Raw genomic sequence first — 25,730 nt, 5'->3', positions numbered from 1 at the left:
GGCTACAGGTTAGGTGATCCCGTGTTCCACTCCACCCAGCCGACTCCCCGGCGACCGTCGGACCGGGTGAACTCGCCCCACGCCCGGGGCATGACCGCGACCGCTCCGGAGGTCTGGCGGAGCAGCTGCGGTCCCTGCCCGAGGGCGCGGAACGTGACCGTCAGCGAGCCCGGTTCGAGGGCGAACGTCATCGCGGTGATCGCATGGCCGTCGGTGTCGGCGTCCACCATCCGGCAGCTGTCGATCGCGACGATCGGTGCCCCGGGAGTCTGGAGGTAGCCGGTGGAGACCGGTGGGAGCCCGGGGAGCCGGATGTCGACGCCGTGCGCGTGGGAGCCGTCGTCGAAGCGGGCCGCGAGCCAGTACCACTCGGTGTGCCACCAGTTCTGCGCGTCCCAGGCGTGATCGCGCTGACCCGGCCCGTCGATGGCGATCGGGGTGTCGGGCAGTCCCGCGCCGCGCAGCGTGATCGATCCGGTGACCATGCAGCCGACCTCGTACACCCGGGTGAGGTCGTATTGATAGGGCCGCGCCGAGGTGTACCAGTGCAGGTCGAGCCGGACACCGACCTCGCCGCCGATCGTCGACCGGGCCACCGACGCATCGGGCACCACGTGTCCGACGCCGTCCACGCCGATGTGGATGTGCGCGAGCGGATCGACCACCGAGCAGGTCACCGTGCCGGGTGCACCGGCGAGCACCCGCCCGATGTCGATGCTCGGTTCCGACAGCGTGATGGTCGGCAGGTCGGGTCCGCAGACGGTGAGACTGAACCACCCGGTGGGGTTGTCGGGCCCCACACCGAACCGCATCGAGGCCCCGACACCGGCGGTCGGGTCGGCCACGTCGAGGTACCAGGTCTCGTTCCACCCGTCGCCCGGCGCCGGCGGGTGCGGTCCCTCGTCGACGGGGGACACGACGGTGTGCGAGTCCCCGTCGGCCCCGAACTCGTCGTCGGGCGGGACACCCCGGGGAGCCGGGTGACGCCGCGCGCCGGCCCGGGACAGATCGGTGGCCGCGGCGAGGGTCGCGGCGTGCGGACTCGTCGTCGACTCGAGATCGATGAGGTAGCCGCACGCCCGATGGAAGTGGGTCAGCCAGAGGCGTTCGGTGTCGGCGGTGCGTGCACCGACCGAATCGGCCCACGAGGTGATGGCGTTGACGACGCAGTGGAAGGCCGCGTCGCGCACGTCGCGCCGCAGCGCCTCGAGGTCGCCGCCGACGATCCGGTGGTAGGCCGACAGGAGGGTGACGCCGAACTCGCGTCGCATCCTCGGGTCGAGCGCCGTACCCAGGAAGGTCGACAGGTCGGTGGCGCGCGACCCCCAGTGCGCGTGCTGCCAGTTCACGATCGTGATCGGCCTCCGCGTCCCCGACCAGCCGAACAGGACGTTGCCGAGACGGAAGTCGCCGTGCACCACCGCCTGCGGGGAGGTCGACTGGCGCTGATGGGCGATCATCGACTCGACCGAGGAGACGACCCGGTTGGCGACGCCGAGCGCGTGGGGCGCGATCTGCTCGCCGAAGTTCTCGACGAACCGCACGTACAGCTCGCCGAGGCCCCGTCGATCAATCGGCATCGGCTCGGTGATGGTGCCGGGCACCACCGCGCGGTCGTCGAGGGTGGTGTGCACGTCGGCGAGCGCCGCGATCACCAGTTGTGCCTTGCCGCGGGTGATGCCGGCGAGTTCGTCACCGACGGTGGCCCGACCCGAGTCGTGCAGTACCAGCCAGAAGTCACCGGTCGCGTGGTCGAGTTCGGCGGCGAGGCACCTAGCCACCGTGGGGATCGCCGCGGTCCGGGGCAGCGTGTGGAACGCCACGAGCCGGCGGAAGGGCTGGTCGGTGCCCTGCCACGACGGTGCGGCCGCGACCACCAGGACCGAGGCCGGCAGGTCCGGGGCGTCGGGGGCATCGATCGCGACGCGCACGGTGACCGTGGCGCCGGAGCGGGCGAACGGCTCGACGTCGACACCGGCGACGGGGGCGCCCAGGGCCTCGGAGAGCCACGGGGCCGTCAGCTCCTCGATCCGCCACCACGCCATCGGTACGACTCTAGGAGTTGCCCGACGGTTGTCAGAGTCCGATTCGGATACGTCCGTGAATCGATTCGCACGCGACCGTCGACGATTTCGCTGGTCACGGGTGCCTGCGGTAGCCTGGGCCGGTTGCCGACGCAGGCGACCCTCCTGCCACGGACAGTCCGTGGCCGATCAGCCCATAGGAGGTGATGTGGTCTTATGCGTCATTACGAATTGATGGTGATCCTCGATCCGAACCTGGATGAGCGCACCGTTGCCCCCTCGCTCGACACATTTCTGAACGTTGTCCGCAAGGACGGCGGGAAGATCGACAAGGTCGACATCTGGGGAAAGCGTCGTCTCGCCTACGAGATCGACAAGCACACCGAAGCGATCTATGCGGTCATCGACATCGATGCCGAGCCCAAGACGGTGTCCGAGCTCGACCGTCAGCTGAAGCTGAACGAGTCGGTGCTGCGCACCAAGGTCATGAAGGCCAAGTAGACACCCGACTCGGCAGCCTCGCGTGACCGGTTCTCGTCTCGACGGAACCGGATCGCGCGAAGCCGCGTCGTATGTCGGTACCGATCAATAGGGTCGGCGTCATCACGACGCCACCGCGATCGGTGCGCATCGACTTCGACAACCACACTCACGTTTAGGGAGCAGACATGGCCGGCGACACGATCCTCACCGTCATCGGAAACCTGACGGCGGATCCCGAGCTGCGTTTCACCCCGTCCGGGGCTGCGGTGGCCAACTTCACCGTCGCCTCCACCCCGCGGATGTTCGATCGTCAGACCAACGAATGGAAAGACGGCGAAGCACTGTTCATGCGGTGCAGCATCTGGCGCGAGGCGGCGGAGAACGTGGCCGAGAGCCTGACCAAGGGCGCACGCGTCATCGTGTCCGGTCGGCTCAAGCAGCGCTCGTACGAGACCCGCGAGGGCGAGAAGCGCACGGTCGTGGAACTCGAGGTCGAGGAAGTCGGTCCGTCGTTGAAGTACGCCACCGCCAAGGTCAACCGCGCATCGCGCGGCGGCGGCGGGGGTGGCGGCTCGATGTCGTCGGGCGGTGGCGGTGGGAACCGCGGCGGCTCCGGCGGCGGCGGCGGCGCCGCGCAGAACGACGATCCGTGGGGCAGCGCCCCCGCGACCGGATCGTTCGGCGGCGGAGACGACGAACCACCCTTCTGACGAGTCACCACCGGGCGGGACCTCGTCCCACCGGTGGTTCTCGGCAAGCGAGACAGCGGAGTACGTACATGCCCAAGGCATCGGGAGGCGGACGCACGATCCGTCCCGAGAAGGACGTCACGGCCAAGGCCTGTTCCTTCTGCAAGGAGAAAGACACTCAGATCGACTACAAGGAGACGTCGCTGCTGCGTCGTTTCCTGTCCGACCGCGGCAGGATCCGTTCGCGTCGGGTTACCGGTAACTGCGTGCAGCACCAGCGAGACGTCGCTGTCGCAGTCAAGAATTCGCGCGAAGTGGCGCTGCTGCCGTTCACCTCGACGGCCCGCTGAGCGGAAAGGACAACACAATGAAACTCATCCTCACCACCGAGGTCGACAACCTCGGCGTCGCCGGCGACACCGTGGAGGTCAAGGACGGCTACGGCCGGAACCTCCTGCTGCCCCGCGGCCTGGCCATCCCGGCCACCCGCGGAGCCCAGAAGCAGGTCGACGGCATCCGTCGCTCGCAGGAGGCCCGTGCGGTGCGCGGCCTCGAGCACGCCAACGAGCTCAAGCAGGCCATCGAGGGCCTCGACGCGGTCACCCTGACCGTGAAGACCCACGATTCCGGCAAGCTCTTCGGTTCGGTCACCGTCTCCGACGTCGCCGACGCCATCCGTTCCGCGGGTGGCCCGGCCGTCGACAAGCGCTCGGTCGAGCTGCCCAAGGGACACATCAAGTCCACCGGCAGCTTCCCGGTGGTCGTGAACCTGCACCCCGACGTCTCGGCGTCGGTCGACCTCACGGTCGTCGCGGGCTGACCCCACGCACCACACGCCCCGGCCCCCGACACCTGGTGTCGGGGGCCGAGTGCGTTCTGTGTGGTGACTGTCGGCGCCGTATCTCCCGATGCCGGGTCAGCGGGCGGCGAGGTAGGCGGCGGTCTGCGCACCCACGAGGTCGATCAGGTCGCGCTGCGCGAGGTTGACGTCGAGCAGATGCGTGCCCCACGTCGGGTTGGGCAGTCGCGGCAGCGCGGAGGCGGGGACCGGCGCGGCGCCACTCACCTGCAGCACGTGCGGACCGGCCCCGGTGGTGCAGCGCGCCCGGTAGCCGTCGACCTCGCGCCCGGCGATCAGGCCGCGGATCGGTGCGGTCGCGGTGCTGCCCAGGGCGGCCGGGTTGGTGCACGCCACCGACAAGTCGGGGCCCGTGGGGAACGGCGCACCGGGCGTGGGTGCGCTGCCTGTGGCTGGCACCCGGCCGTAGCGGGTGTCGGCGGGAGGCGTGTTGCCGAACGTGGAATAGGCCACCACACAGCCGAACTGGCTTCGTGCGGTGCAGAGCGGGATCGTCGAGAAGTCACCGCCGGTGGTCGCGCCGGAGCGGACGAGCACGTTGCCGCCGAGCAGGATCGCCGAGACGATGCGGTCACGGGTGGCCGTGCCGTCGATGGACTCGCGCATGAGTGCACGCAGCATCAGGGTGCCCTGTGAGTGGCCGATGAGGACCACGCCCCGGCCGGCGTTGTGGTGGGCCAGGTAGTCCGTCCACGCCGCGCGGATGTCGGAGAACGCCACGGCGAGTGCGGCATTGCGCTGCGGACCGCTGCCGGCGGAGAAGAGTCCGCGCAGCGTGCTCTGGCGGTACATCGGCGCCCACACGTTGCAGCGGGCGCCGAACGGTGCGGCCTGCTCGGCGGCGATCACCCGTTCCTCCGGCCCGATCACGCGGTTCGCGTTCTGGCCGAGCTGCAGGGAGACGGTGGGATAGACGTAGAAGCAGTCGATCGGCGCGCCCGATCGGCCCCCGCAGGCGTCGCCGGGCTGACCGGGACGACACAGCCACACCGTGGACCCGCTCGCGCTCGGTGCGGCCGCGGCGGCCCCCACACCGAGCACGGTGGCGAGTACTGCGAGCACCGCGACGATGCCGAACGACGAGCGGATCACACGCAGACGGGCCATCGGTCGATTAGACCGCACGCGCCGTGTGCGCCACCACCCCTTCGGCCGATGTGCGCGGCGGTGTGGCGCCGACCGTGCAGGGCACTGCGATGCGGTCGCCGACGGCGAGGTCCTTCGGGAGGGGTGCGGTGACCGCGGCGGTGTCGGTGTCGGCCGCGAGAGTGTGTGGCAGTCGTGAGTGCGTCCCGTCGCCCAGCAGCTGCACCCGGTGCTTGTGGGCCACCGACACCCGGCCGATGAGACGCGCGTGATCCCAGGCGATGTCGGTGACCGGCGCGTCGGTGTCGGTGGGGATACCGCGGCGAACATCGCAGTCCAGCAACAGGATCGGATCCACCGGGTCGTCGAGTACTGCGCTCACCGAGCACACGATGACGATCGTCGTCGAGCGATCGTCGGGCGCCCAGCGCATCGGGCTGCCCAACAGCGCCGATGCGGTGGACAGGGAGAAGCCCTGTACCGCAACGTCATCGATCGTCACGGAGGTTCCCGGCGGCCACTGACGGAGGTCGATGGGATCGGGGATCGACATGCGCAACGTGGGCATGATGTCGGTGAGTGTCACATCCACCGGTGTACCCGCGTGCACGCGCCGGCCGCCCCGCGATGACGAGTTCTCTACGCGGTGACCTGCGGATGTTGACGAAAACCATACGGGCGTCACGGTTTCGGCAGCGGGGTTGCCGGATGCCCGCAGGACGCGCGTACTGTGTGGGAGAGGGGCCGTGACCGGCGATGTGTCGACCACCGTCGCGCAACCTGCCATTCGTGCACGGTTCACCCAATCGACCGACGCTCGCAGTTGCGTTTCGGCGAACACGCCCGAAAACGCGCAAATCGCGACACGCCGAAAAGAATTCGATCCACATGACCTGAGGGCCAAAAGTGCGTGATGACCAGCGCGGACCACAGCGGCGCCGTTCGTGTTCCCCAGCTCCATGCACAGGAACACGGCATCTATGCCCACTCGGTCCACAGGTAGTTCACAAGTTGGTCCACAGGCCGGTTTGTGGCCGGTCACAACCGGCCCTAATGTCTCTCACCGTGCCTGTAGCCGCTGTTCGCCCGCCCGCTCCGACCGCTTTCGTGACCCGGTCGACAGGGCTGGGGTGTTCTCCCGTGTGGAGCTGTCGGACCGGCGGTGTACTACTCACCCACAGGTGACCTCGAGGTGGGGGGCGACGATGATCGCCCACGGCGGGACCCCGCCGGTGTAGTGGTAGCGCAGTGAGACGTCGGGAGGATGAGTCGTGGCAGTAGTGGACGATCGCGGGCATTCGCCGCGCGACGAGCCGCCGCCCTCGGAGGACTTCGGCCGGCAGCCGCCGCAGGACCTCATGGCCGAGCAGTCCGTGCTCGGCGGGATGCTGCTGTCGAAGGACGCGATCGCCGACGTCCTCGAGGTGCTGCGTCCGGGCGACTTCTACCGCCCGGCCCACCAGGCCGTCTACGACGCCGTGTTGGAGCTGTACGGCAAGGGTGAACCCGCCGACGCCGTCACGGTCTCCGCCGAGCTCGAACGGGCCGGAGAGCTCCGTAGGGTCGGCGGTGCACCGTATCTGCACACGCTGATCTCCACGGTCCCCACCGCCGCCAATGCCGGCTACTACGCGCAGATTGTCGCCGAGAAGGCGATCCTGCGGCGTCTGGTGGAGGCCGGCACCCGCATCGTGCAGTTCGGCTACGGCGGTGACGACGGTCAGGACGTGGCCGAGGTCGTCGACCGCGCGCAGGCCGAGGTCTACGAGGTCACCGAGCGGCGTACCGCCGAGGACTACGTCCCGCTCGAGGAACTGCTGCAGCCCACGATGGACGAGATCGATTCCATCGCCTCCCGCGGTGGTATATCCATCGGTGTGCCAACGGGTTTCACCGATCTCGACGCCGTCACCAACGGACTGCACGCCGGGCAGATGATCATCGTCGCCGCGCGTCCCGGTGTCGGCAAGGCACTCGCCCTCGACACCCCGTTGCCCACGCCCAACGGTTGGACCACCATGGGTGAGGTGAAGGTCGGCGATTCGCTGATCGACGCGAGCGGCACGCCCACCCGTGTGGTGGCCGCGACCGACGTGATGACCGAACGTCCCTGCTACGAGGTCGAGTTCTCCGATGGTTCGGTGCTCGTCGCCGACGCCGAACACCAGTGGCTCACCGAGTCCGACGGTGTGCGCTCGGTACAGACCACCTGTGCGCTCATCGGTCAGATCGGCGCGGTGTCGGTGCGCAACGCCGAGCCGTTGGAGCTCCCGCGGCGCCGTTTCGGCTACGGCCCGTACACCGTTGCGGCGTTGGCGGGCATGGCCTTCGACGATCCCGAGATCGCGATGCGCATCGACGCCGAGGGCCCCGTCGACGTGATGGCGTTGATGTCGGATCTGGGTGGACGCATCCCCTACGAGTACCTCCGCGGCTCGATCGCCCAACGGCGGGCTCTGCTCGCCGGGTTGCTCGACGCCCGCGGCATCGTCGACGAGGACGGCTGGATCACCGTTCCCGCCGCCACCCAACACATGAGCGCGGTGATCGCCGATCTCGTGGCGGGGCTGGGCTACTCCTACCGTCGTGCCGCCACCGGGTGGTTGCGCGTCGACGCCGACGACGACGTCTTCACCGTGCACCGCAAGGCGATTCGCCACAAGGAGCTGCGCCGTCCGTCGGGTCTGCGCCGCATCGTCGACATCCGTGCCGTCGACAGCGTGCCGGTCCGGTGCGTGCAGGTCGACAACGACGCGCACATGTACCTCGCCGGTGAGTCGATGGTGCCGACCCACAACTCGACCCTCGCCATGGACTTCCTGCGCAGCTGCTCGATCGCGAACCAGATGACCTCGGCGATGTTCTCGCTGGAGATGGGCAAGACCGAGATCGTGATGCGCCTGCTCTCGGCCGAGGCGAACATCAAGCTGGCCGACATGCGTTCGGGCCGCATGACCGACGACGACTGGACCCGCCTCGCGCGCCGCATGGGTGAGATCAGCGAGGCGCCACTGTTCATCGATGACTCACCGAACCTCACGATGATGGAGATCCGCGCCAAGGCCCGTCGCCTCAAACAGCGTCACGACCTGCGGCTGGTGGTCATCGACTACATGCAGCTGATGACGTCGGGCAAGAAGGTCGAATCGCGGCAACAGGAGGTCTCGGAGTTCTCCCGTCAGCTCAAGCTGCTGGCCAAGGAACTCGAGGTTCCCGTGGTCGCGATCAGCCAGCTCAACCGAGGCCCCGAGCAACGCACCGACAAGCGCCCGCAGGTGTCGGACCTTCGTGAGTCGGGGTGCCTGCCGGCGTCGACGCGGATCCTGCGCGCGGACACCGGCGGCGAGACCACCCTCGGAGAACTTCTCGCCAGTGGTGAGCGACCGCTGGTCTGGAGTCTCGACGAGCGGATGCGCGTGGTCGCGCGCCCGATGACCGCGGTCTTCTCCAGCGGCGTGAAAGAGGTCTTCGAGGTGCGGATGACCTCGGGTCGCGTCGTGTGCGCGACCGGCAATCATCCGTTGATGACCGTTGACGGATGGATCCCGGTGGATGAGCTCGCGGTCGGTGATCGTGTGGCCGCGCCGCGTTCGGTGCCCGAACCAGTGCACACCGAGCGGATGCACGAGGCGGAGATCGTGATGCTTGCGCACATGATCGGTGACGGCTCGTGTGTGAAGCGCCAGCCGATCCGGTACGCCAGTGTCGACGAGGCCAACCTGACGGCGGTGTCGGAGGCGGCAGGTCACTTCGGCATCACACCGATCCGCGACGAGTACGCCGCCGCACGGGTCACCACACTCCGTCTGCCGGCGCCGTTCCATCTGACTCACGGCCGGCGGAATCCTGTCGCTGCGTGGCTCGACGGCCACGGCTTGTTCGGTCTCCGCAGCTACGACAAGTTCCTGCCGCCGTCGGTGTTCGCCCTCCCCAACGATCAGCTCGCGCTCTTCATCCGTCACCTGTGGGCGACGGACGGGTCGGTTCGGTGGGATGCGAAGGTCGGTCAGGCGCGGGTCTACTACGCGAGTACCTCGCGTCGACTCGCAGACGATCTGATGCAGGCGCTCCTGCGGTTCGGGATCTATTCACGGGTCAAGTGCGCCAAGAAGCCCGGGTATCGGGACTGTTGGCACGTCCTCATCTATGGCGTCGACAGTCAGATGGTGTTCCTGAGCCAGATCGGCGTTCACGGCGCGCGCAGCGTCAAGGTGGACGAGTGCCTCCTGCGGCTGGCGGCGGTGCAGGCGAACACCAACTCGGACACGGTTCCTCGCGATGTCTGGAACCGGGTGCGGGAATTGCTCGTTGACCGCGGGATGACGCATCGCGAGTTCTCGGCGGCGATGGGTTCGCGGTTCTGTGGCTCGACGATCTGGAAGCACTCGCCGAGCCGGGGACGTCTGGCGCGTGTGGCTCAGATTCTCGACGACGCCGACATCGAGATGCTCGCCACCAACGACGTCTACTGGGACGAGATCGCGGAGATCACCAGCCTGGGCGACCAGGAAGTGTTTGACGGAACAGTGCCCGGCACACACAATTTCGTCGCTGACGGAGTGTCGGTCCACAACTCACTGGAGCAGGACGCCGACATGGTGATCCTGCTGCACCGTCCCGACTCCATCGAACGCGACGACCCCCGCGCCGGCGAGGCCGACATCATCCTCGGCAAACACCGCAACGGCCCCACCGCCACCATCACCGTCGCCCACCAGCTGCACCTCAGCCGTTTCGTGAACATGGCCCGCGGCTGACCCATCACGTGAATTTTTACGCCGCATGCCCCGTGCGGTGTCGGCGGGGCTGTTCACGGCGCTCCTAGTATCGGCGACCTTTCGGTTAATGCGGAATCGCCGTGAGGGCAGAGAGAGCGAACATGGCGTCTTCGACTTGCTGCATCGCAGGACTTAGTTGCGTCGGGATCGTCGCGCCGATCAGGTCAGCTGAAGACTGGCAAGTGCGTGCCTCCTGGCTCGTCTTCGAGCGTGCGTCGCGGGCGAAAGCAGCGCTGGTGGTCGTCCTGGTGCCGCAACGGTGTGCTCTACACATGGGCCCAGGCAGCTGGTCTCTTGGGAATGGATGCGCGCCGCCGCCGAGACGACGCGAGTCGTCAACCCACACCAGCGGTCATTCGCCAGTAGGCCTTTGCCGCGGTAACCCATCGCCTGATACCGACTAGTCCAAGGGTCTGCTATCACCTGCCTCCGTCATTAGCGTTGACCGGCAGCCACGTCGGCCCGTAGCGGAAAGCAACTGAACCGGCAGCAGGCTGAGGCAATTCCAGCAGAAGACGAAGACTGGACGAAGTCAACCGCCGGAAGGGCTGGCGATGAATAGCGCGCGACGCCAAGCAATAGTTCCGCGATCGTCGGCGCAACGATAAGCAATCCCCGACGCCTGCTCGGTCTCGGCGTCCGACTTCGAGCACGAGTATTTGCCACGATACGGCGTGAGCGCGTTGGGACTTTCGATCGTGGGGTACGAGTCGACGAGCACCTTGGACGCTGCCTCACAGCTGTCTACGACGTTCGCAGGGTAGTACACGTACCCGCGCGTTCGATCCAAAATCGCTGCACCGCAGATATTTAACTTCTTTGCTTGTTTCAATAAATCGGATTGCTTGGCCAGTTCCTCTTTCAGCGACGGCCCGGTTTGGTATCGCGTGAATTGCGGACACAGATACTTGTATGCCGCCGCTATCGCTGGCTCAGTTCGACCTAGCGACACAGCTTGGTCGGAGGCCAATAGCCGATTGAGCATTCCGTCCTGATTGGACGAATCCATGTAGCCGGGAGTCTCTCGCATGTCGGCCGAGATGGAGCCTTGCAAACCCTCCAAGCTGGCGGGCGCAGATGATCCCGGTCCGCCGAACCTGCCCTTGGGATCACCAAGCGCGCAAACGAACCCGTACCCGTACTCAAGGGTGGCACCCTCCTGATCGAGTGCCTTGCCTGCCTCCGCCGACACTGGGTTGGCTGAGCGCTCAGCTGCCAGGGCAGCGCACGCTGCCTGGGCAAACTTCGCCTGTCCCCCAACTGGAGTCGCGTCGACCACATTCGCCAGCACGCCATTGCTGTACGGGTCCGGGTCGCCGCTTATCTCTGAGTACTGCGCGAACGAGAGGTTGGCCGCGAGTCGCGAATCCGCACAATCGGCCGGCACCGCAACCTGTCCGGGGATCAAGCTCTCCTCTGGCTGCGGTTCGCTTGACCCGGACCTGCCTTGGTCATCAGTGCGAGCAACTGCGCTCGAGCCTCCTCCACCGGGACCCGCACTGTCCGATCCACTCGACCCGCACCCCGACAGCGTGACCGTCGATGCGAGCACAAGCCCGAGACATGTAGCGGACAGACGTTTCATAATTCCCCAAAGTGAGTTCGAGCCGGCATCAGCCACCGGCGACCAATAAGGTCACAAGCCAGAGATCTGCAGCTATGCAATACCGAGTGCGCGACTTGCGACAATCCTCTGTTCGGAGGATCTGCCGCGGTTGCCCGTTTCAATGCCATCTGCAACTTTCGATCTTGGGAACGTGGCAGTCGATCGCTGCGCGCATCGCCTTCTCGGCGTGCCGGTCGTGGTGAGCACTGCGCTCGCGTCGAAGTTCGATTCCCTCTGGAAGCGAATGCGGTACGCGTCGATCTCGACGCCCGCGGCGTGCAGGTCACCTAGGAGGTCCGCCGAGAACCATATCCGTGCTCGCGTCGAGGGGTGGTTCGGTGTGTCCGGTTCTGTCCCCGGAGGTGGCGTGACGATCGCGACCGCCGCGGGATGATTGACCATATGACATGAAGTCACGGCGAGCTCCCACCCCATTGCGAGGTGAGGTGCTTTCGTATTGTGGCACAGGGTGGTTGGCATGTTGTGGCCGTGATGGCGGGAACCGAACGCGATGAACCGCCTTTCGCCTACACGACCGGACTGACGTCGCCGGGCCGGCCGGAACTGATGGTGTACGGACTTCCGCAACGGATCTCGGGGCTGGTCGTCAACTCCGTCGCCGAACGGATAGTCACCGGTGAGAACATCACGCACGGGTCCGCCCTGGCGGCGGTACTGGCCGAGCACGACGTCGTCGTCATCGACGCCGACGACACCACCGACATGTTCCAGACCAGGTCGTTGTATGCCGCGTTCTCGGCGATGCAGGTCGTGTTCCCGACCGGCGCAACCGATTCCCGTGGCAGCCGGGGTACGCCCTCGACCCGTTCGTGCAGCCACTCAAGGGCCCACCGCCGCGATGAGCGTCCGCAGGGCAGCTCTAGCGGTCGAGTTCCGACAGCTCGCGGCGGGGGATCGTGCGGCCGGTGATCACGCGCGCGGCGATTGTGCCGAGGCGCAGCATGCCGCGGAAGGTGCTCGGGTTGAGCAGCGTCGGCCACGTGGTGCGCTGTCGGTTCTCGTCGATCGGACGTTCCTCGATGCGCTCACGCAGCCACCGCAGCGCGGTGGGCGCCGCCATCGGGTGCATCAGCATGTGCTCGCTGAACCGGTCGCGGTGGTAGGTGACGCTGGTGCCGCCCGCGGCGTATGCGGCTGCGAGCGCATCGATGTCGTCGACCGAAACGATGCGATCGTTCACGGCCTGCACGATGAGGACCGGCATGGCCGGTGCCGAACGGCCCAGCCGGATCTCGTCGAACACCGCACGCACCTCGGGCGTGGTGAGAATTTCCGCCAGCGGCCGGTCGAGCATGTCGTCCATGTCGGTGAACATGAAGCGCAGCACCGCCTCGACGGTGGTCGCGCGTTGCAGACGCGCCAGCGCGATCTTGCCGCGTGGTGTCGTGTGCCGGTCGATGATGCGCTGCAGATCGGGGTAGACGTGCTGCAGGGCCCCCACCACGAGGGCCGGCAACCCGGAGAACAGTCCGCCGTTGAGACGGATGTAGGTGTTCCCGAGATCGCCGACGGGCGAACCCAGTACGGCGCCGACGACGTTGAGTTCCGGCGCATACTCGGCGTACATCTCGGCGGCCCACGCCGACGCGAGTCCGCCGCCGGAGTACCCCCAGAAACCCACCGGCGCGTCGTGGCGCAGACCGAGCGGCGCGTGGTCGAGTGCCGCCCGGACACCATCGAGCACGATGTGGCCGGGTTCGCGCGGGATGCCCCACAGACCCCGGGGACCCTCGTGATCGGGGACCGACACCGCCCACCCCTCGGCGAGGAGTGCGGTGATGAGCAGGAACTCGAACTGGGGAAGAGCGCCCACGGCCCGCGCCCGCAGACGCAGCGCATAGGAGGGGAAGCACCGGCCGGTGATGGCGTCGATCGCGCACTGGTAGGACACGATCGGGCACTGCGCGCCCCGCTCCCGTCCGGGCGGGAGGAGAACCGTGGTCACCGCGACCATCGGGTCGCCCTGGGAGTCGGTCGATCGGAACGCCAACTGGGTGGCCCGGATCGGCTGTCGGACGACGCCGAGGAAGGCGAGGGTCACGTCACGGGAGCGCAGAACGGTGCCCGGGACCGTGTCCTCGAACCCGCCGGGGGCGCGATAGAACGGGTCGTCGGCGGGCAACAGCGGCCTGCGGTGCGCTGCGGTGTCGTCGTGCGAGGCGATGAACGGGCGCTCGGGCGAGGCGGCGGCGGAGTCGTGAACGGAGATGGGTACGTCCTCGGTGTGTATCGGACACTCGGTCGTGTCGGCTGTCCGACGGTAACCCACATCACGCCCCTGACCGCGATCGCTGTGTGATGGCCCGGCGAACGGGTGTGAGGATGGGACCATGACCGCAACGCTCGTGGCGAAAGACCTGGCCGGCGGTTTCGCCCATCGCACGCTGTTCGACGGCCTCGATCTCACGGTCGCCCCCGGCGACGTCGTCGGTGTCGTGGGGGCCAACGGCGCAGGCAAGAGCACCCTTCTGCGCATCCTCGCCGGGGTCCTCGAACCGCTGGAGGGCGCGGTGAGCCTGGCCCCGGCCGACGCGTTCATCGGCTGGCTGCCGCAGGAGCACGACCGTGTCCCCGGTGAGACCGTGGCGGCGTACATCGCCCGCCGGACAGGCTGTGCCGAGGCGACCACGGCGATGGATGCCGCGGCCGCGGCGCTGTCGGACCCGGCTGCGGCGACCCCCGGTGTCGACCCGGCCGACGCGTACGGGGTGGCGCTCGACCACTGGCTCGCCACCGGTGCCGCCGACCTCGAGGAGCGACTGCCCGCGGTCCTGGCCGATCTCGGTCTCGACTCGCACGCCGTGGATCCCGCGACCACCACCATGACCTCGCTCTCGGGTGGTCAGGCCGCACGCGTCGGGCTCGCGGCACTGATGGTGTCGCGCTTCGACATCGTGATGCTCGACGAGCCGACCAACGATCTCGACCTCGACGGCCTCGAACGCCTCGAGACGCTCGTCCGCGAGCTGCGGGGCGGGGTCGTCCTCGTCAGCCACGACCGGGAGTTCCTCGCCCGCAGCGTGAACCGCGTGCTCGAACTCGATCTGGCCCAGAACACGACGACGGTCTTCGGTGGCGGCTACGACAGCTATCTCGAGGAACGCGAGACCGCCCGCCGGCACCGCCGCGAGGAGTACGAGGAGTTCGCCGAGAAGAAGGCCGACCTCGTCGATCGCGCACGGACACAACGCGAGTGGTCGAGTCAGGGCGTCCGCAACGCGATGAAGAAGTCGCCCGACAACGACAAGATCCGTCGCAAGGCCGCCGCGGAATCGAGCGAGAAGCAGGCGCAGAAAGTACGGCAGATGGAGAGCCGGATCGCGCGCCTGGAGGAGGTCGCCGAACCCCGCAAGGAATGGGAGCTGCACTTCACCATCGGCGCCGCACCGCGGTCGAGTTCGGTGGTCGCGACTCTCAGCGAGGCCGTGGTGCACCAGGGCGACTTCACCCTCGGCCCGGTGTCGCTGCAGGTCGACGCCGGCGAACGCATCGGCATCACCGGACCCAACGGGGCAGGGAAATCAACCCTCCTCCGTCTGCTCCTGGGTCGGCAGTCCCCCGACTCCGGTCGGGCGAGTCTCGGTGCGAACGTCGCGATCGGCGAGATCGATCAGGCCCGTGCGGAGTTCACCGGCGCGACACCGCTGGTCGACCGGTTCGAGAGCCACGTACCCGACTGGCCCACCGCCGAGGTGCGGACCCTGCTTGCGAAGTTCGGACTGCGCGCCGACCACGTCGAACGCGCCGTCGACGACCTGTCGCCGGGGGAACGCACCCGCGCCGGCCTCGCACTGCTGCAGGCCGTCGGTACGAACGTGTTGGTGCTCGACGAACCGACCAACCACCTCGACCTGCCCGCCATCGAACAACTCGAGCAGGCGCTCGACAGCTACGAGGGCACACTGCTGCTGGTCACCCATGACCGGCGCATGCTCGACACGGTGCGCTGCGACCGTTCGTGGTCCGTGCTCGACGGCCGGGTCAGCGAGCGCTGATCGGAGCCGGCCCACGGCCGCCGCCCCCACAGCCCCTGCCCCCACAGCCGCCGCCTGCAGGTGGCGGTATGCCCTCGGGCTCATGCCCTTCCAGCGTCGGAACGCCTGGGAGAAGCTCGACACCTCCGCGTAGCCCAGCCGCCGTGCGGTCTCGGCGACCGACAGGCCGGTGACGCAGAGCAGCTCATCGGCCATGTCCTCACGGACCTCGTTGACGATGCGCCGCAACGTGGTTCCCTCGTGCGCGAGTTGGCGACGCAGGTGCCGCTCGGAGGTGTGGAGCTCGTGGGCGGCCCGGGACAGGGTGAGGGGTTGCGACGGCGCCCCCGACACCAGGTCCCGCACGCGCGCCGCCGTTCCCACGCGGACCCTGCGCTCCTGCAGGAGCGCTCGGCACTGTTCGTCGATCTCGGCGGCGACCAACGCGTTGGCCTGCGGAAGCGGCGTGTCGAGCAGCTCGGCGGAGAACCAGATCGCGTTCTCGGTTGCGTCGAACCGCGGTGTCACACCGAGGGCGGACTCGTAGGCGGAGGTGTCGGTCGGCTCGGGGAAGGTGGACGTGACCTCCTCGGCGAGCAGTTCGCGTCCCATGATCTCGTGCGCGATGACCCGGATGGCGGCGATGTCGCGGTCGCAGACGATGCGGTGGACCCGGTCGGGTACGCCGTGTTCGACGGTGAGGACCAATGCGGCGCGTCCGTCGGCGTCACGCAGCCGGATGTGGCAGAACGCGAAGGTGAGATTGACCAGTCGGAGACCGACGGCGATGGCCTCGCGGAGCGTCGCGCTGCTGATCATGGCGAAGCCCCACAGCCCGTAGGTGGTGAGGTGGTAGCGCTGTCCGAGCAGGGCGCCGAGGCCCTCGACCGCACCGAGCCGGTCGGCGAGTGTGGCGAGCATCGACAGTTCCTGCTGGGCGGTGATCGCACCGACGACGTCGTCGCCGTCGATCCCGGCGGCGGCCAGCATCTCCTGTTCGCCGATCCCGTGCTCGGCCGCGAAGTCCAGGAGCAGCCTCGATCCCGGCGCCGACCGCAACACCGTCCAGGTGGCGTCGTCGGCGGGGCGGGTCATGGTGGTCAACTCTAGTAACTTCTTGGCCGCCAATCGCATGTTCGGGCGGGTCGCGGATGGCTAGCCTCGAAGGGGACATCGCACGACGCGGTGTCGTCTACGTGACGAGGGTGCAGCAGATGAGCGTTCGAGGACAGTCGGTGGCCATCATCGGGACCGGCTTCGCGGGCCTGGGCATGGCCGCGACCCTGCGCCGCGCCGGCCACGACGACTTCGTGTTGTTCGAGGCGGCCGACGACGTCGGTGGATGCTGGCGGGAGAACACCTACCCCGGAGCGGCATGCGACGTGCCCTCCCATCTGTATTCGTTCTCGTTCGCGCCGAGCGCGACGTGGTCGCGGCGGTTCGCGCCGCAGCCGGAGATCCTCGACTATCTCCGGTCGATCGCCGACACCTTCGCGCTGCGTCCGCACATCCGCTTCCGCAGTCGGGTCGCCGCGGCGACCTTCGACGACACGAGCGCGTCGTGGACCGTCCGTCTCGACGACGGCACCGAGACCGTGCACGACGTCGTCGTGTTCGCGTGCGGACAGCTCAGCAACCCGGCGATCCCCGCGATCGAGGGCGCGGAGTCGTTCCGCGGCAACCTGTTCCACTCCGCGCGCTGGGATCACGACGCCGACCTCGCCGGCGCGCGGGTCGCGGTCATCGGCACCGGTGCCTCGGCGATCCAGTTCGTGCCGCGCCTCGCCGAGCATGTCGGCCATCTCACGCTGCTGCAGCGCAGCGCCCCGTTCGTGATCCCCAAGGCGGACTACGCCTACCCCCGGTGGGCTCGAACACTGTTCGCGCGAGTGCCTGCGCTGCAACGACTCTCGCGCTGGCTCACCTGGGCGACGCTGGAGCCACGGTCGATCGGGTTCACCAGGATCCCGGCGCTGCTCAAGATCGTGGGCCTCCGGTCACGGCTGCACATGCGGCGCCAGATCACCGACCCCGCCACACGGGCCGCGGTGACCCCCGATCATCCGATCGGCTGCAAGCGCATCCTCATCTCCAACGACTACCTGGCCTCGCTGGACCGACCGAACGTCACCGTCACCACCACCGGCATCGACCGCATCACCCCCGACGGCGTGCGTCTCGCCGATGGGTCGACCGTGGAGGCCGACACCATCGTCTACGGCACCGGCTTCCATGCGACGGACTTCCTGCGCGGGATCACGGTCACGGGCGCAGAAGGCCGAGACCTGCACCGTGAGTGGGACGACGGCGCGCAGGCCCACCTCGGGGTGAGCGTGCACGGGTTCCCCAACATGTTCCTGCTCTACGGACCGAACACGAACCTCGGCCACACCTCGATCATCCTGATGCTCGAGGCGCAGATGAAGTACGTCGTGCAGGCGGTCGAACGCCTCGACGCCGGCCGGGCGCGAGCGGTGCAGGTGCGCGCCGACGTCGAGCGGCGGTCGAATCTCGCTCTGCAATCGGCGCTGTCGAAGACCGTGTGGGAGCAGGGCTGCACCAGCTGGTACCGCACGGCCTCGGGTCGCAACACCAACAACTGGCCGGCGTCGACCGCCCACTACATCCGGGTCATGCGCTCGCTCGACGAGTCGGAGTTCGAGTGGACCCCGACCGACCGGAGTGCCTGACCCGACTCGGCGGCGCCGCGGCGGTCAGGCGGCGGCGAGGGTGATGATGACCGCGAGCGACACGATCGCGAGCACCACCGACGGCAGCGATGCGCCGCGGGTCTCGGAGTTGGCATAGTCGCCGTTGCGGGCGTGGAACACCGTGGCGCCGATGAACACGATGAGCAGTCCGATCGCCGCGGCGATGCCGAGCGGATGCCAGGCGAGGCCGATCAGCAGGCCCGCCGCACCGGCGACCTCGGCTCCACCGATGAACCGGATGAGCGACGCGCTGAGCCCCCGTCCGGAGAGCTGCTCGACCGCCGGTCCCTTCAGCAGGGCCTTGGGCGCGCCCGCACCCAGGCTGACCAGGGCGAGCACGACGCTGAGGATGACGGCGGTGATGAACATGGGACTCCTGTCGACGGCACGTCGGTCGTGGGATCACGACCACATGTATTTGCGTAGGCAAGTACTGTCGCAGGAAATACTTGCCCACGCAAGTACGATCGGCACCGCAGGTCGACGATCCGGAGGTGGTGGGAGTGACCGAACCGCTCGACGATGTCGAGGGCCGGGTGTGGCGTGCTCTCGCGCGGGCGTTGGTCGTGGTGCCCCGCGATCTGGAGACCGACCTGCAGAGGGAGTCGGGCCTCACCCTGGGTGAGTACCAGGTGCTCGTCATCCTGTCCGAGTCGCCCGAGAGGCGATGTCGTATGACCGAGCTCGCATCGCTGGTGGGGCTGTCGGCGAGCCGGATGACGCGGCTGATCGCGGCGTTGACCGTACGCGGTGACACCACGCGGATGCGTGACGGGTGCGACCGACGGGGGATGAGCGCCGTGCTCACCGACGCCGGGTTCGCGCGACTCGAGCGTGCCTACCCCGCGCACCTCGCGAGCGTGCGTGCGCGGGTGCTCGATCCGCTGCGGGCCGTCGACGCCGAGGCCCTCGCGGTGGCCCTCGAAGAGCTCGCAGGGCCGATCCCGCAGCTCAAGGGGTGACGCGTCAGCCCAATTGTGCTGCGAGGGCGCGCAGTTTCGGGATCTGAGTGGTCGGCGCGGTCGCGATCGAGGTCGCGAGTTCGCGGGCGGGGTCGTACACGCCCGCGGCCAGCTCGCGCTGAGCCATCGCCGCGGCCCCGGTCTCGCTGTCGGCCGACGCGAGCAGGACCGCGCGATCGAACGCCACCCCCGACTGGGCTCGCAGCCCGGCCAACGTCGCGTCGGTGATGTACCCGTCGGGCATCGCCTCGCCCGCGGCGGCCGAGGGCAGCGCCCAGTGGCCACTCCACCCGTTCAGCTTCTGCAGCTCCGGCGTCTGCTGCGACACGATGAGCTTCCCGTAGTCGACGACCCGAGGGTCGGTTCCGCGATCGGCCGCGAGCTGTCCGACCTCGATGGCCCGCTGGTGATGACGGGCCATGGCGGTGACGAAGGCGTCGTCGGTGGCGTTGTGGGTGGCCGCGGGCCCGGGGTCGCTCCCGCACGCCGCCATCAGCATCACGCCGATCACGGCGAGGACGGCGGCGGCGAACGCCGATCGGTTGCGGGCGGGACGGCCGACGGTGCGCATGGCTCCAGTGTGCCCGCGTGAAAAGGCCCGTGGCTCGCCCCCGACATCGCTAGACTCCTGTCCAGTCGCTTGTCCAGGGTCCGATGCGCGGTCGGACGTGACGAGAACGGAGGTACGGGGTGTCCATCGACGGTCCTCGTCCCCAGCACGCGGAACTGGGCTTCTACGGTCTCGCCGGCCACACCGACTCGCCGCGGGATCTTCTCGACGAGGTGCGTACCGCCGACGACCTCGGACTCGGATCGGTGTTCCTCTCCGAGCGGTATTCGACGAAGGAGGCCGGCGTTCTCACCGGCGCGGCCGCCGCCTCGAGCGAGCGGATCGGCGTCGCGACCGCCGCCACCAACCACAACACCCGCCATGTGCTGGTGACCGCGACGATGGCGGTCACCGCCCACCGCATGAGTCGCGGGCGGTTCGCGCTCGGCCTCGGCCGCGGCTTCGACGTCCTGTTCGACCTGATGAACCTGCCGCGGATCACCTCCGCGCAGATGACCGACGCCGTCGACCTGCTGCGGCGGTTGTGGCGGGGCGAGTCGATCATCGACCACGACGGGCCCGCCGGCCGGTTCCCGTTCCTGCGGTTGCAGATCGACGCCGACGAGGACATCCCGATCGTGCTCGTCGCGATCGGCGACGCGACGCTGCGCCTCGCCGGACAGATCGCCGACGGGGTCGTCCTGCACACCTTCCTCACCGACGACACCGTCGCGCGGCAGGTGGGTGTCATCCGCGACGCCGCCCTGCGTGCCGGACGTGATCCGGGTGCCATCCGCATCTGGTCGGTACTGGCGACCGTCGGCGACTGGGTGCCCGAGCCCGACCGCACCCGCCGCATCGTCGGTCGGCTCGCCACCTATCTGCAGGGCTATGGCGATCTGCTCGTACGCACCAACGGGTGGGATCGGCAGCGATTGGCGGACTTTCGTGCCGACGAACGGGTGCAGGCCTTCCGTGGCGCGTTCGACGCCGACGCCACACCCGACGACATCGCCCATCTCAGTACGCTGCTCCCGGCCGAGTGGACCTCGGCCGCGGCCACCGGATCGGCCACACACTGCGCCCGCCGGATCCTCGACCAGTTCGATGCCGGCGTCGACAGCGTGATCCTCCACGGCGCCACACCGGCCGAGATCGCGCCGCTGCTGCCGTCGTGGTCGACCCTCGCACCCCAGAAGTGCGCCCGCGCCGCAGCGAACCCGGGGCGGCTGCGATGACCGTCCCCCTCGTGACCGACGTCGACGCCATGACGCCGGACTGGCTCACCGACCTGTTCGGCGCACCCATCGAGACCGCGACGGCGCACCGCATCGGCACCGGACAGATCGCGTCGTGCCACCGCATCACGATGACCGGAGCCGGCGTCGACGCAGGTGTGGTGCCACGCGCCGTGGTCGCGAAACTCCCCGCCGCCGACCCCGCCGCACGCGAGATGCTCGCCGGGGCCTACGCCGCGGAGGTCCGCTTCTACGCCCACCTCGCCGACACGGTCGAGATCGCCGTCCCCGCATGCCATCTCGCGGTCATGAACGACACCGGCAGCGAGTTCACCCTGGTGTTGACCGACCTCTACGCCCACCACCAGGGCGACCAGATCGCCGGGTGCTCCACCGCCGCGGCCCTCGTCGCCGTGCGCAATCTCGCCGGTTTGCACGGCCCCCGGTGGTGCGACCCGACACTGCTCGCCCCGACCGCGCCGGATGTCCCCGCACTCACCGTGAACGGTCCCGCGGAGGCGGCGATGCTGGCGGAGCTCTACCCCTCGACGGTCGATCTGTTCCTCGATGCGGTCGGTGAGCAGCTCACCGCCGCCGACGTCGAGACCCTGCGCGAGGTCGGCGACGTCATCGAGCGGTGGAGCCTCGCGCGTCCGGAACGGTTCGCGCTCATCCACGGCGACCACCGTCTCGACAACCTCATGTTCGACGCCGGCGACACCGAGGTACTGGCCGTCGACTGGCAGACCGTCGGGATCGGTCTCCCCGCGCGCGATCTCGCGTTCTTCGTCGGCACCGCCCTCGAGCCGGATGCGCGGAGGGCGGCGGAGACCGATCTGGTCGACGCCTACCACCAGGCGCTGCTCGGGCACGGCGTCACCGACCACGACCGGGACGAATGCCACGACGACTACCGGTTCGCGATGATCCAGGGACCGCTGGTCTCGGTGTTCGGCTGCGCGTACGGCACCCGGTCCCCGCGCGGAGACGAGATGTTCGCGACCATGATGCGCCGCTCGTGCGCGGCGATCCGGGACCTCGGCACGCTCGACCTCGCCCGTTACGGCTGAACAGGCTTTGCGGATTCTTGACGTCGACCGCGGATTCTTTACGCGGTGACGCCTCCCGGAGGCGTCGGCGTCCGCGTACCCATGAGACATGACATCTTCGGTCGCCCCCGCCGTCTCGCCGAACATCCACCGCGTCCTCGCCGCCGCCGACGGCCCGCGGCACTTCCGGCTCCGCCCGCCCGCACCGATCCGGCTGCTCACCGCGTCGTGGGATCGCACCCACAACCCGCCGCGCGCCCTGTCGGGTCACGTCGCGATCGAGTACCCGATCACGACCGCGGTCGTCGCGACCCGCAACCTCTACGCCGTCACCGATGAGCTCCGCACCGCCCTCGAGGCGTCGGACCTCACGGGATTCACCTTCGGCGCGTTGGCCTCCACGCGCGACCGGCACCTGCTGAGCCACTGCGACACCGATCTCGCGGGCACGCCGCGTCTGCACACCCTCGTGCTCACCGGCCGGGCCTGCTGCGCCGACATCGCGCCGTGGCGCTGCGACTCGCTCGCCCTCTCGCGCGCGGCGGCGACCTTCCTGTGGCGTCACGACCCGTCGCTGCTGGCGTTCACCCACGTGCTCGATATCGCCGAATCGTCCTCCACACCGCGCTGATCACCCACGTTCCGTCGTAAGGTCACTCCACCGGGAGTGACGGCGGAGGTGGGCACGTGGCGCAGTGGCAACCGGAGCGTGGGCCGCACACGGTGTCGCCGGCCGGTGAGGGGTCGCCGTCCGGGCACGTGATCGTGTGCGGCTTCGCCGGCATCGCGGTGCCGATCATCGACGGATTCCTCGACGCCGGCGAACAGGTGGTCGTCGTGGTGCGCACCGCCGACCCCGCCCTCGACGCGGCCGTCGCCCGATGGGGCATCACGGTGCACACCGCGGTCGTCGGTGTCGCCGACGCGCTCGTCGACGCCGGGATCGCCGGAGCCGTCGCGGTGGTGTGCGTCGAGGAGAACGAGCTCCACAACCTCGAGACCGCCCTGGTGGCAGGGCAACTGCGCGCCGACGTCCGGGTGATCACCCAGCTCTCGAACGCGACGGTCGCCGGCGCGATGGACGACGGGTCGACCCCGGGGTCGGTACTCGACGTCGCCGACCTCGCCGCGCCCTCGGTGATCGAGGCATGCCTCGGCATCGGCGACCACCACATCGACGCCGCCGGCATCGATTTCGTGGCGACCACCGTCACCGTCGGCCGGGCGGGCACGCTGCGCGAACGCTTCGGAGACCTCGCGCCGCTGGCGGTCTCCACCCACACCTCGGCGATGTCGCAGGCAGCCACACCGGCGACTGTGCTCTGCCCGGGGCGTGATCACCCCGTTCTCGCAGGCGATGTCGTGACGTTGCTCGGCACCGCCCACGAGTTCGCCGCCCAGGGCATCGCCACGGCCGCCGACGACACCCCGGTCGCGCCCGCACGTCGGCCGTCGCGGCCGCAGCGCGTGCGCGCGGCCGTCCGTGGATTCCGAGAAGATGCGAACCCCAACTTCTTCCGCATGATCGGCGTGCTGTTCTTCCTGCTCGCGTTGTCGACCACCGTGCTGCGACTGGGATATCAGAAGCCGGGCATGAGCGTTCTCGACGCCGTGTACTTCAGCACCGAGACCGTCGCCACGGTCGGGTACGGCGACTTCAACTTCGCCGATCAGCCACCGGCTCTGCGTATCTGGTCGATCATCCTCATGTTCGCGGGCCTCACCACGACAGCGATGATCATGGCGTTCCTCGCCGAACTGCTCATCTCCCGACGCATCGCCGAGGCGGCCGGACGACGACGTGCGCGGTTCATGACCGGACACGTCGTGGTGATCGGGCTGGGAGCGTTCGGGATCCGGGTCGCCCGCGAACTCCGCTCGCGCGGGCGGGACGTGGTGGTCATCGAACGGTCGTCGTCGAACCGCTTCCTCTCCGCCGCCGCCAAGGCGGGGATACCGGTCATCGTGGGTGACGCCACCGTCGCCGAGACGCTCTCCGACGCGCGCGTGCATCGCGCGGCGGCCGTCGCCGTTCTCACGAGCGACGACGTGATCAACATCGAGACCGGCATCGCCGTGCGCGGCGCGCTCGGCGACCGCTTCGCCGACGGGTCCCGTCGCGGCGTCCCCGTGGTCCTGCGGGTGTTCGACCGCGGCATGGGTGACGCCGTCGCCGCGCGATTCGGTTTCCGACATGTGCGCTCGACCGCGGAGCTGGCCGCGCCCTGGTTCATCGGCGCCGCGCTGGGTCTGGAGATCCTCGGCACGTTCTCTGTGCAGTCGACGTCGTTCATGGTCGGTCGGGTCCGGATCCGGGCCGACGGCGGACTCGTCGGGGTCGAGATGCGCGAGTTGTCGGCGAACACCCGCGTGATCGCCATCCGCCGTGCGTCCGGTGCGAGCGGGGCGGGCGATCTCGAGTACCCGCCGCGCCGGGGCACGAAGTTCGCGTCGGGTGACGACGCCTTCGTCGTCGGCCCCTACCAGGAGCTTCTCGCCGTGCTCGAACACCAACGCGCCGTCATCGACACCCCGCATTCGCCGTCGATCGGGCAGTAGACCCGCCGGGTCCGCATCGTCGTCGATCGTGCAGTCGTCCGGATCCCATCTCAACCGCGGGCTGCGCCGAGATGGCGGACGAAGAAGCGGGTCGCATCGTCGCCCGCGAACTGCCGGACGCCTGTGTGGCCACCCATGTTGGCGTGGAGGGTCTTCCGCGTCGATCCGAAGGCGTCGAACCGATCGAGAGACCGCGCTCGGTCATTGCCCTCGTCATTCCACTGGAGGAGAACGTGCAGCGGGATCGTGACCCGCCGGGCCTCGTGCATTGTCCGCTCCGGAACGTGGCTTCCCGCGAAGAGCGCAGCGGCTGCGATGCGCGGGTCGATCTCGTCCGCGGGTTGCTCCCCCGCGGCGATCGCACGCGTGAGATCCGCTCGGGCTCGCTTCGCGCCGGGCAGCGGGGTTCGGTCGCCCGCTCCGGGAAGCTCGACGGAGACCGCCGCGAAACCGTGCGCCGCGGCGCTGCGCGCTCGTGCCACGAGACGCGGGTACATCCGACCCATTACCGAGTCCACCGGGTTGGCCCAGCAGGATGAGAGGAGCCGGTGCGGATGCGGCAGGAGGCCTCCAGAGCTGTCGAGCACATTGTCCGCTGTACTCGAACACCGGCGCGCCGTGACCCGCCCGCGGGGATGATGGCGTTCGTGAATCCTGTCGTCGTTCAGCGATCTCGAGACATACCGGTGAGCCCGTCGGCGGCGTTCGCCGCGACCATCCCGATCGACCTGACGGCGTTGTTCTGTCGCTGGTTCGGACCCATCCCGCCGATCCGCGAGGTGCGCGATCAGACCGGTGAGTGGACGTCGGCTCCGCAGCGACGCACGGTGCTCCTCACCGGAGGAGGGTCGATGCGCGAGGAGCTGGTCTCCGCGGACGCGCCACGATCCTTCGAGTACCGGCTGACCGACATCACCGGGGCCATGGCGCCCCTCGTCGACCATGTGGACGGCCGGTGGCGGTTCGACGCCACCGGGACAGGATCGACAGTCGTGACCTGGTCATGGACGTTGTATCCCAGGTCTGCCCTGGTCCGACCGCTGGTCGTCGCACTCGGATGGGTGTGGCTCGGCTACGCGCGTCGTGGCCTGGAACAGCTGGAGCGACTGATCACCCCGAACTGACGCCGCGCGACCGGCTC

At 68.7% G+C, this 25,730-nt stretch carries 21 protein-coding genes and 2 pseudogenes; 14 read left to right on the top strand and 9 right to left on the bottom strand.

Annotated elements, in window-relative coordinates; genetic code table 11:
• Positions 1–2: 2 nt before the first annotated feature.
• Positions 3–2,045 (bottom strand): phosphotransferase family protein, encoded by a 2,043-nt coding sequence (locus tag TU34_RS20840; RefSeq protein ID WP_045824838.1) that lies wholly within the window; start codon positions 2,043–2,045, stop codon positions 3–5.
• A gap of 195 nt (positions 2,046–2,240) precedes the next feature.
• Between TU34_RS20840 and rpsF the strand changes: the two genes are divergently transcribed.
• The 4 genes from rpsF (at position 2,241) to rplI (ending at position 4,016) form a co-directional block, all read left to right on the top strand.
• Positions 2,241–2,525 (top strand): 30S ribosomal protein S6, encoded by a 285-nt coding sequence (gene rpsF / locus TU34_RS20835; protein WP_045824837.1) that lies wholly within the window; start codon positions 2,241–2,243, stop codon positions 2,523–2,525.
• Positions 2,526–2,692: 167 nt separating this feature from the next.
• Positions 2,693–3,217 carry a single-stranded DNA-binding protein gene (locus TU34_RS20830; protein WP_045824836.1) on the top strand — a complete coding sequence of 175 codons (525 nt, stop codon included), beginning with the start codon at positions 2,693–2,695 and terminating at the stop codon, positions 3,215–3,217.
• A gap of 68 nt (positions 3,218–3,285) precedes the next feature.
• Positions 3,286–3,546 carry a 30S ribosomal protein S18 gene (gene rpsR / locus TU34_RS20825; RefSeq protein WP_045824835.1) on the top strand — a complete coding sequence of 87 codons (261 nt, stop codon included), beginning with the start codon at positions 3,286–3,288 and terminating at the stop codon, positions 3,544–3,546.
• Positions 3,547–3,563: 17 nt separating this feature from the next.
• Positions 3,564–4,016: a 50S ribosomal protein L9 gene (gene rplI, locus TU34_RS20820; protein WP_045824834.1), complete on the top strand. Its 453-nt coding sequence runs from the start codon at positions 3,564–3,566 to the stop codon at positions 4,014–4,016.
• Between the two features lie 96 nt (positions 4,017–4,112).
• Here the strand turns inward: rplI and TU34_RS20815 are convergent, their stop codons facing one another.
• Positions 4,113–5,162, bottom strand: a complete 1,050-nt coding sequence (locus TU34_RS20815; protein ID WP_082080495.1) for a DUF3089 domain-containing protein — start codon at positions 5,160–5,162, stop codon at positions 4,113–4,115.
• Between the two features lie 7 nt (positions 5,163–5,169).
• On the bottom strand, positions 5,170–5,727 hold the full coding sequence (locus TU34_RS20810; RefSeq protein ID WP_150116642.1) for a hypothetical protein: 558 nt from the start codon (positions 5,725–5,727) through the stop codon (positions 5,170–5,172).
• 685 nt (positions 5,728–6,412) lie between these two features.
• Between TU34_RS20810 and TU34_RS20805 the strand changes: the two genes are divergently transcribed.
• Complete coding sequence (locus TU34_RS20805; protein ID WP_045824832.1) at positions 6,413–9,898, top strand: replicative DNA helicase; 3,486 nt, start codon at positions 6,413–6,415, stop codon at positions 9,896–9,898.
• A 553-nt stretch (positions 9,899–10,451) separates the two neighbouring features.
• On the opposite strand, the gene TU34_RS23740 is transcribed toward TU34_RS20805, so the two are convergent.
• Positions 10,452–11,327, bottom strand: a complete 876-nt coding sequence (locus TU34_RS23740; protein WP_150116641.1) for a hypothetical protein — start codon at positions 11,325–11,327, stop codon at positions 10,452–10,454.
• Positions 11,328–11,966: 639 nt separating this feature from the next.
• Here TU34_RS23740 and TU34_RS22545 point away from each other — a divergent pair.
• On the top strand, positions 11,967–12,455 hold the full coding sequence (locus TU34_RS22545; protein ID WP_338063022.1) for a DUF4262 domain-containing protein: 489 nt from the start codon (positions 11,967–11,969) through the stop codon (positions 12,453–12,455).
• Here the strand turns inward: TU34_RS22545 and TU34_RS20795 are convergent.
• Positions 12,406–13,755 (bottom strand): lipase family protein, encoded by a 1,350-nt coding sequence (locus TU34_RS20795; protein ID WP_052689138.1) that lies wholly within the window; start codon positions 13,753–13,755, stop codon positions 12,406–12,408. The two genes, TU34_RS22545 and TU34_RS20795, sit on opposite strands and share 50 nt — an antisense overlap.
• A gap of 121 nt (positions 13,756–13,876) precedes the next feature.
• Here TU34_RS20795 and TU34_RS24425 point away from each other — a divergent pair, with 121 nt between their 5' ends.
• On the top strand, positions 13,877–15,541 hold the full coding sequence (locus TU34_RS24425; protein WP_045824831.1) for an ABC-F family ATP-binding cassette domain-containing protein: 1,665 nt from the start codon (positions 13,877–13,879) through the stop codon (positions 15,539–15,541).
• Between the two features lie 72 nt (positions 15,542–15,613).
• Here TU34_RS24425 and TU34_RS24675 read toward each other — a convergent pair.
• Positions 15,614–16,510, bottom strand: a pseudogene (locus TU34_RS24675) (AraC family transcriptional regulator); the annotation flags it as partial.
• A 224-nt stretch (positions 16,511–16,734) separates the two neighbouring features.
• Between TU34_RS24675 and TU34_RS20785 the strand changes: the two are divergent.
• Positions 16,735–18,210 (top strand): flavin-containing monooxygenase, encoded by a 1,476-nt coding sequence (locus TU34_RS20785; protein ID WP_045824866.1) that lies wholly within the window; start codon positions 16,735–16,737, stop codon positions 18,208–18,210.
• Between the two features lie 24 nt (positions 18,211–18,234).
• On the opposite strand, the gene TU34_RS20780 is transcribed toward TU34_RS20785, so the two are convergent.
• Positions 18,235–18,600 (bottom strand): DoxX family protein, encoded by a 366-nt coding sequence (locus TU34_RS20780; RefSeq protein WP_045824830.1) that lies wholly within the window; start codon positions 18,598–18,600, stop codon positions 18,235–18,237.
• Positions 18,601–18,734: 134 nt separating this feature from the next.
• On the opposite strand from TU34_RS20780, the gene TU34_RS20775 reads away from it, so the two are divergent.
• Positions 18,735–19,193 carry a MarR family winged helix-turn-helix transcriptional regulator gene (locus TU34_RS20775; protein ID WP_082080492.1) on the top strand — a complete coding sequence of 153 codons (459 nt, stop codon included), beginning with the start codon at positions 18,735–18,737 and terminating at the stop codon, positions 19,191–19,193.
• 4 nt (positions 19,194–19,197) lie between these two features.
• Here the strand turns inward: TU34_RS20775 and TU34_RS20770 are convergent, their stop codons facing one another.
• Positions 19,198–19,764 (bottom strand): DUF305 domain-containing protein, encoded by a 567-nt coding sequence (locus tag TU34_RS20770; RefSeq protein WP_045824828.1) that lies wholly within the window; start codon positions 19,762–19,764, stop codon positions 19,198–19,200.
• A gap of 119 nt (positions 19,765–19,883) precedes the next feature.
• Between TU34_RS20770 and TU34_RS20765 the strand changes: the two genes are divergently transcribed.
• The 4 genes from TU34_RS20765 to TU34_RS20750 all read left to right on the top strand — a co-directional run bounded on the left by TU34_RS20765 (position 19,884) and on the right by TU34_RS20750 (position 24,589).
• Entirely contained in the window at positions 19,884–20,981 is a 1,098-nt protein-coding gene (locus TU34_RS20765; protein ID WP_045824827.1) for a TIGR03857 family LLM class F420-dependent oxidoreductase, read from the top strand.
• An 11-nt stretch (positions 20,982–20,992) separates the two neighbouring features.
• Positions 20,993–22,051 (top strand): phosphotransferase family protein, encoded by a 1,059-nt coding sequence (locus TU34_RS20760; RefSeq protein WP_238981417.1) that lies wholly within the window; start codon positions 20,993–20,995, stop codon positions 22,049–22,051.
• Positions 22,052–22,139: 88 nt separating this feature from the next.
• Complete coding sequence (locus TU34_RS20755; RefSeq protein WP_045824826.1) at positions 22,140–22,661, top strand: hypothetical protein; 522 nt, start codon at positions 22,140–22,142, stop codon at positions 22,659–22,661.
• 56 nt (positions 22,662–22,717) lie between these two features.
• Entirely contained in the window at positions 22,718–24,589 is a 1,872-nt protein-coding gene (locus TU34_RS20750) for an NAD-binding protein (RefSeq protein ID WP_238981416.1), read from the top strand.
• A 50-nt stretch (positions 24,590–24,639) separates the two neighbouring features.
• Here the strand turns inward: TU34_RS20750 and TU34_RS20745 are convergent.
• Positions 24,640–25,198, bottom strand: a pseudogene (locus TU34_RS20745) (dienelactone hydrolase family protein).
• Positions 25,199–25,227: 29 nt separating this feature from the next.
• On the opposite strand from TU34_RS20745, the gene TU34_RS20740 reads away from it, so the two are divergent.
• Positions 25,228–25,713: an SRPBCC family protein gene (locus TU34_RS20740; RefSeq protein ID WP_045824864.1), complete on the top strand. Its 486-nt coding sequence runs from the start codon at positions 25,228–25,230 to the stop codon at positions 25,711–25,713.
• Positions 25,714–25,730: the final 17 nt, after the last annotated feature.

Source organism: Williamsia herbipolensis (assembly GCF_000964005.1).
Taxonomy (GTDB): Bacteria; Actinomycetota; Actinomycetes; order Mycobacteriales; family Mycobacteriaceae; genus Williamsia_A; species Williamsia_A herbipolensis.
The sequence above is the reverse complement of the archived record's forward strand: the minus strand, read 5'-3'. Positions and strand labels throughout refer to the sequence as shown.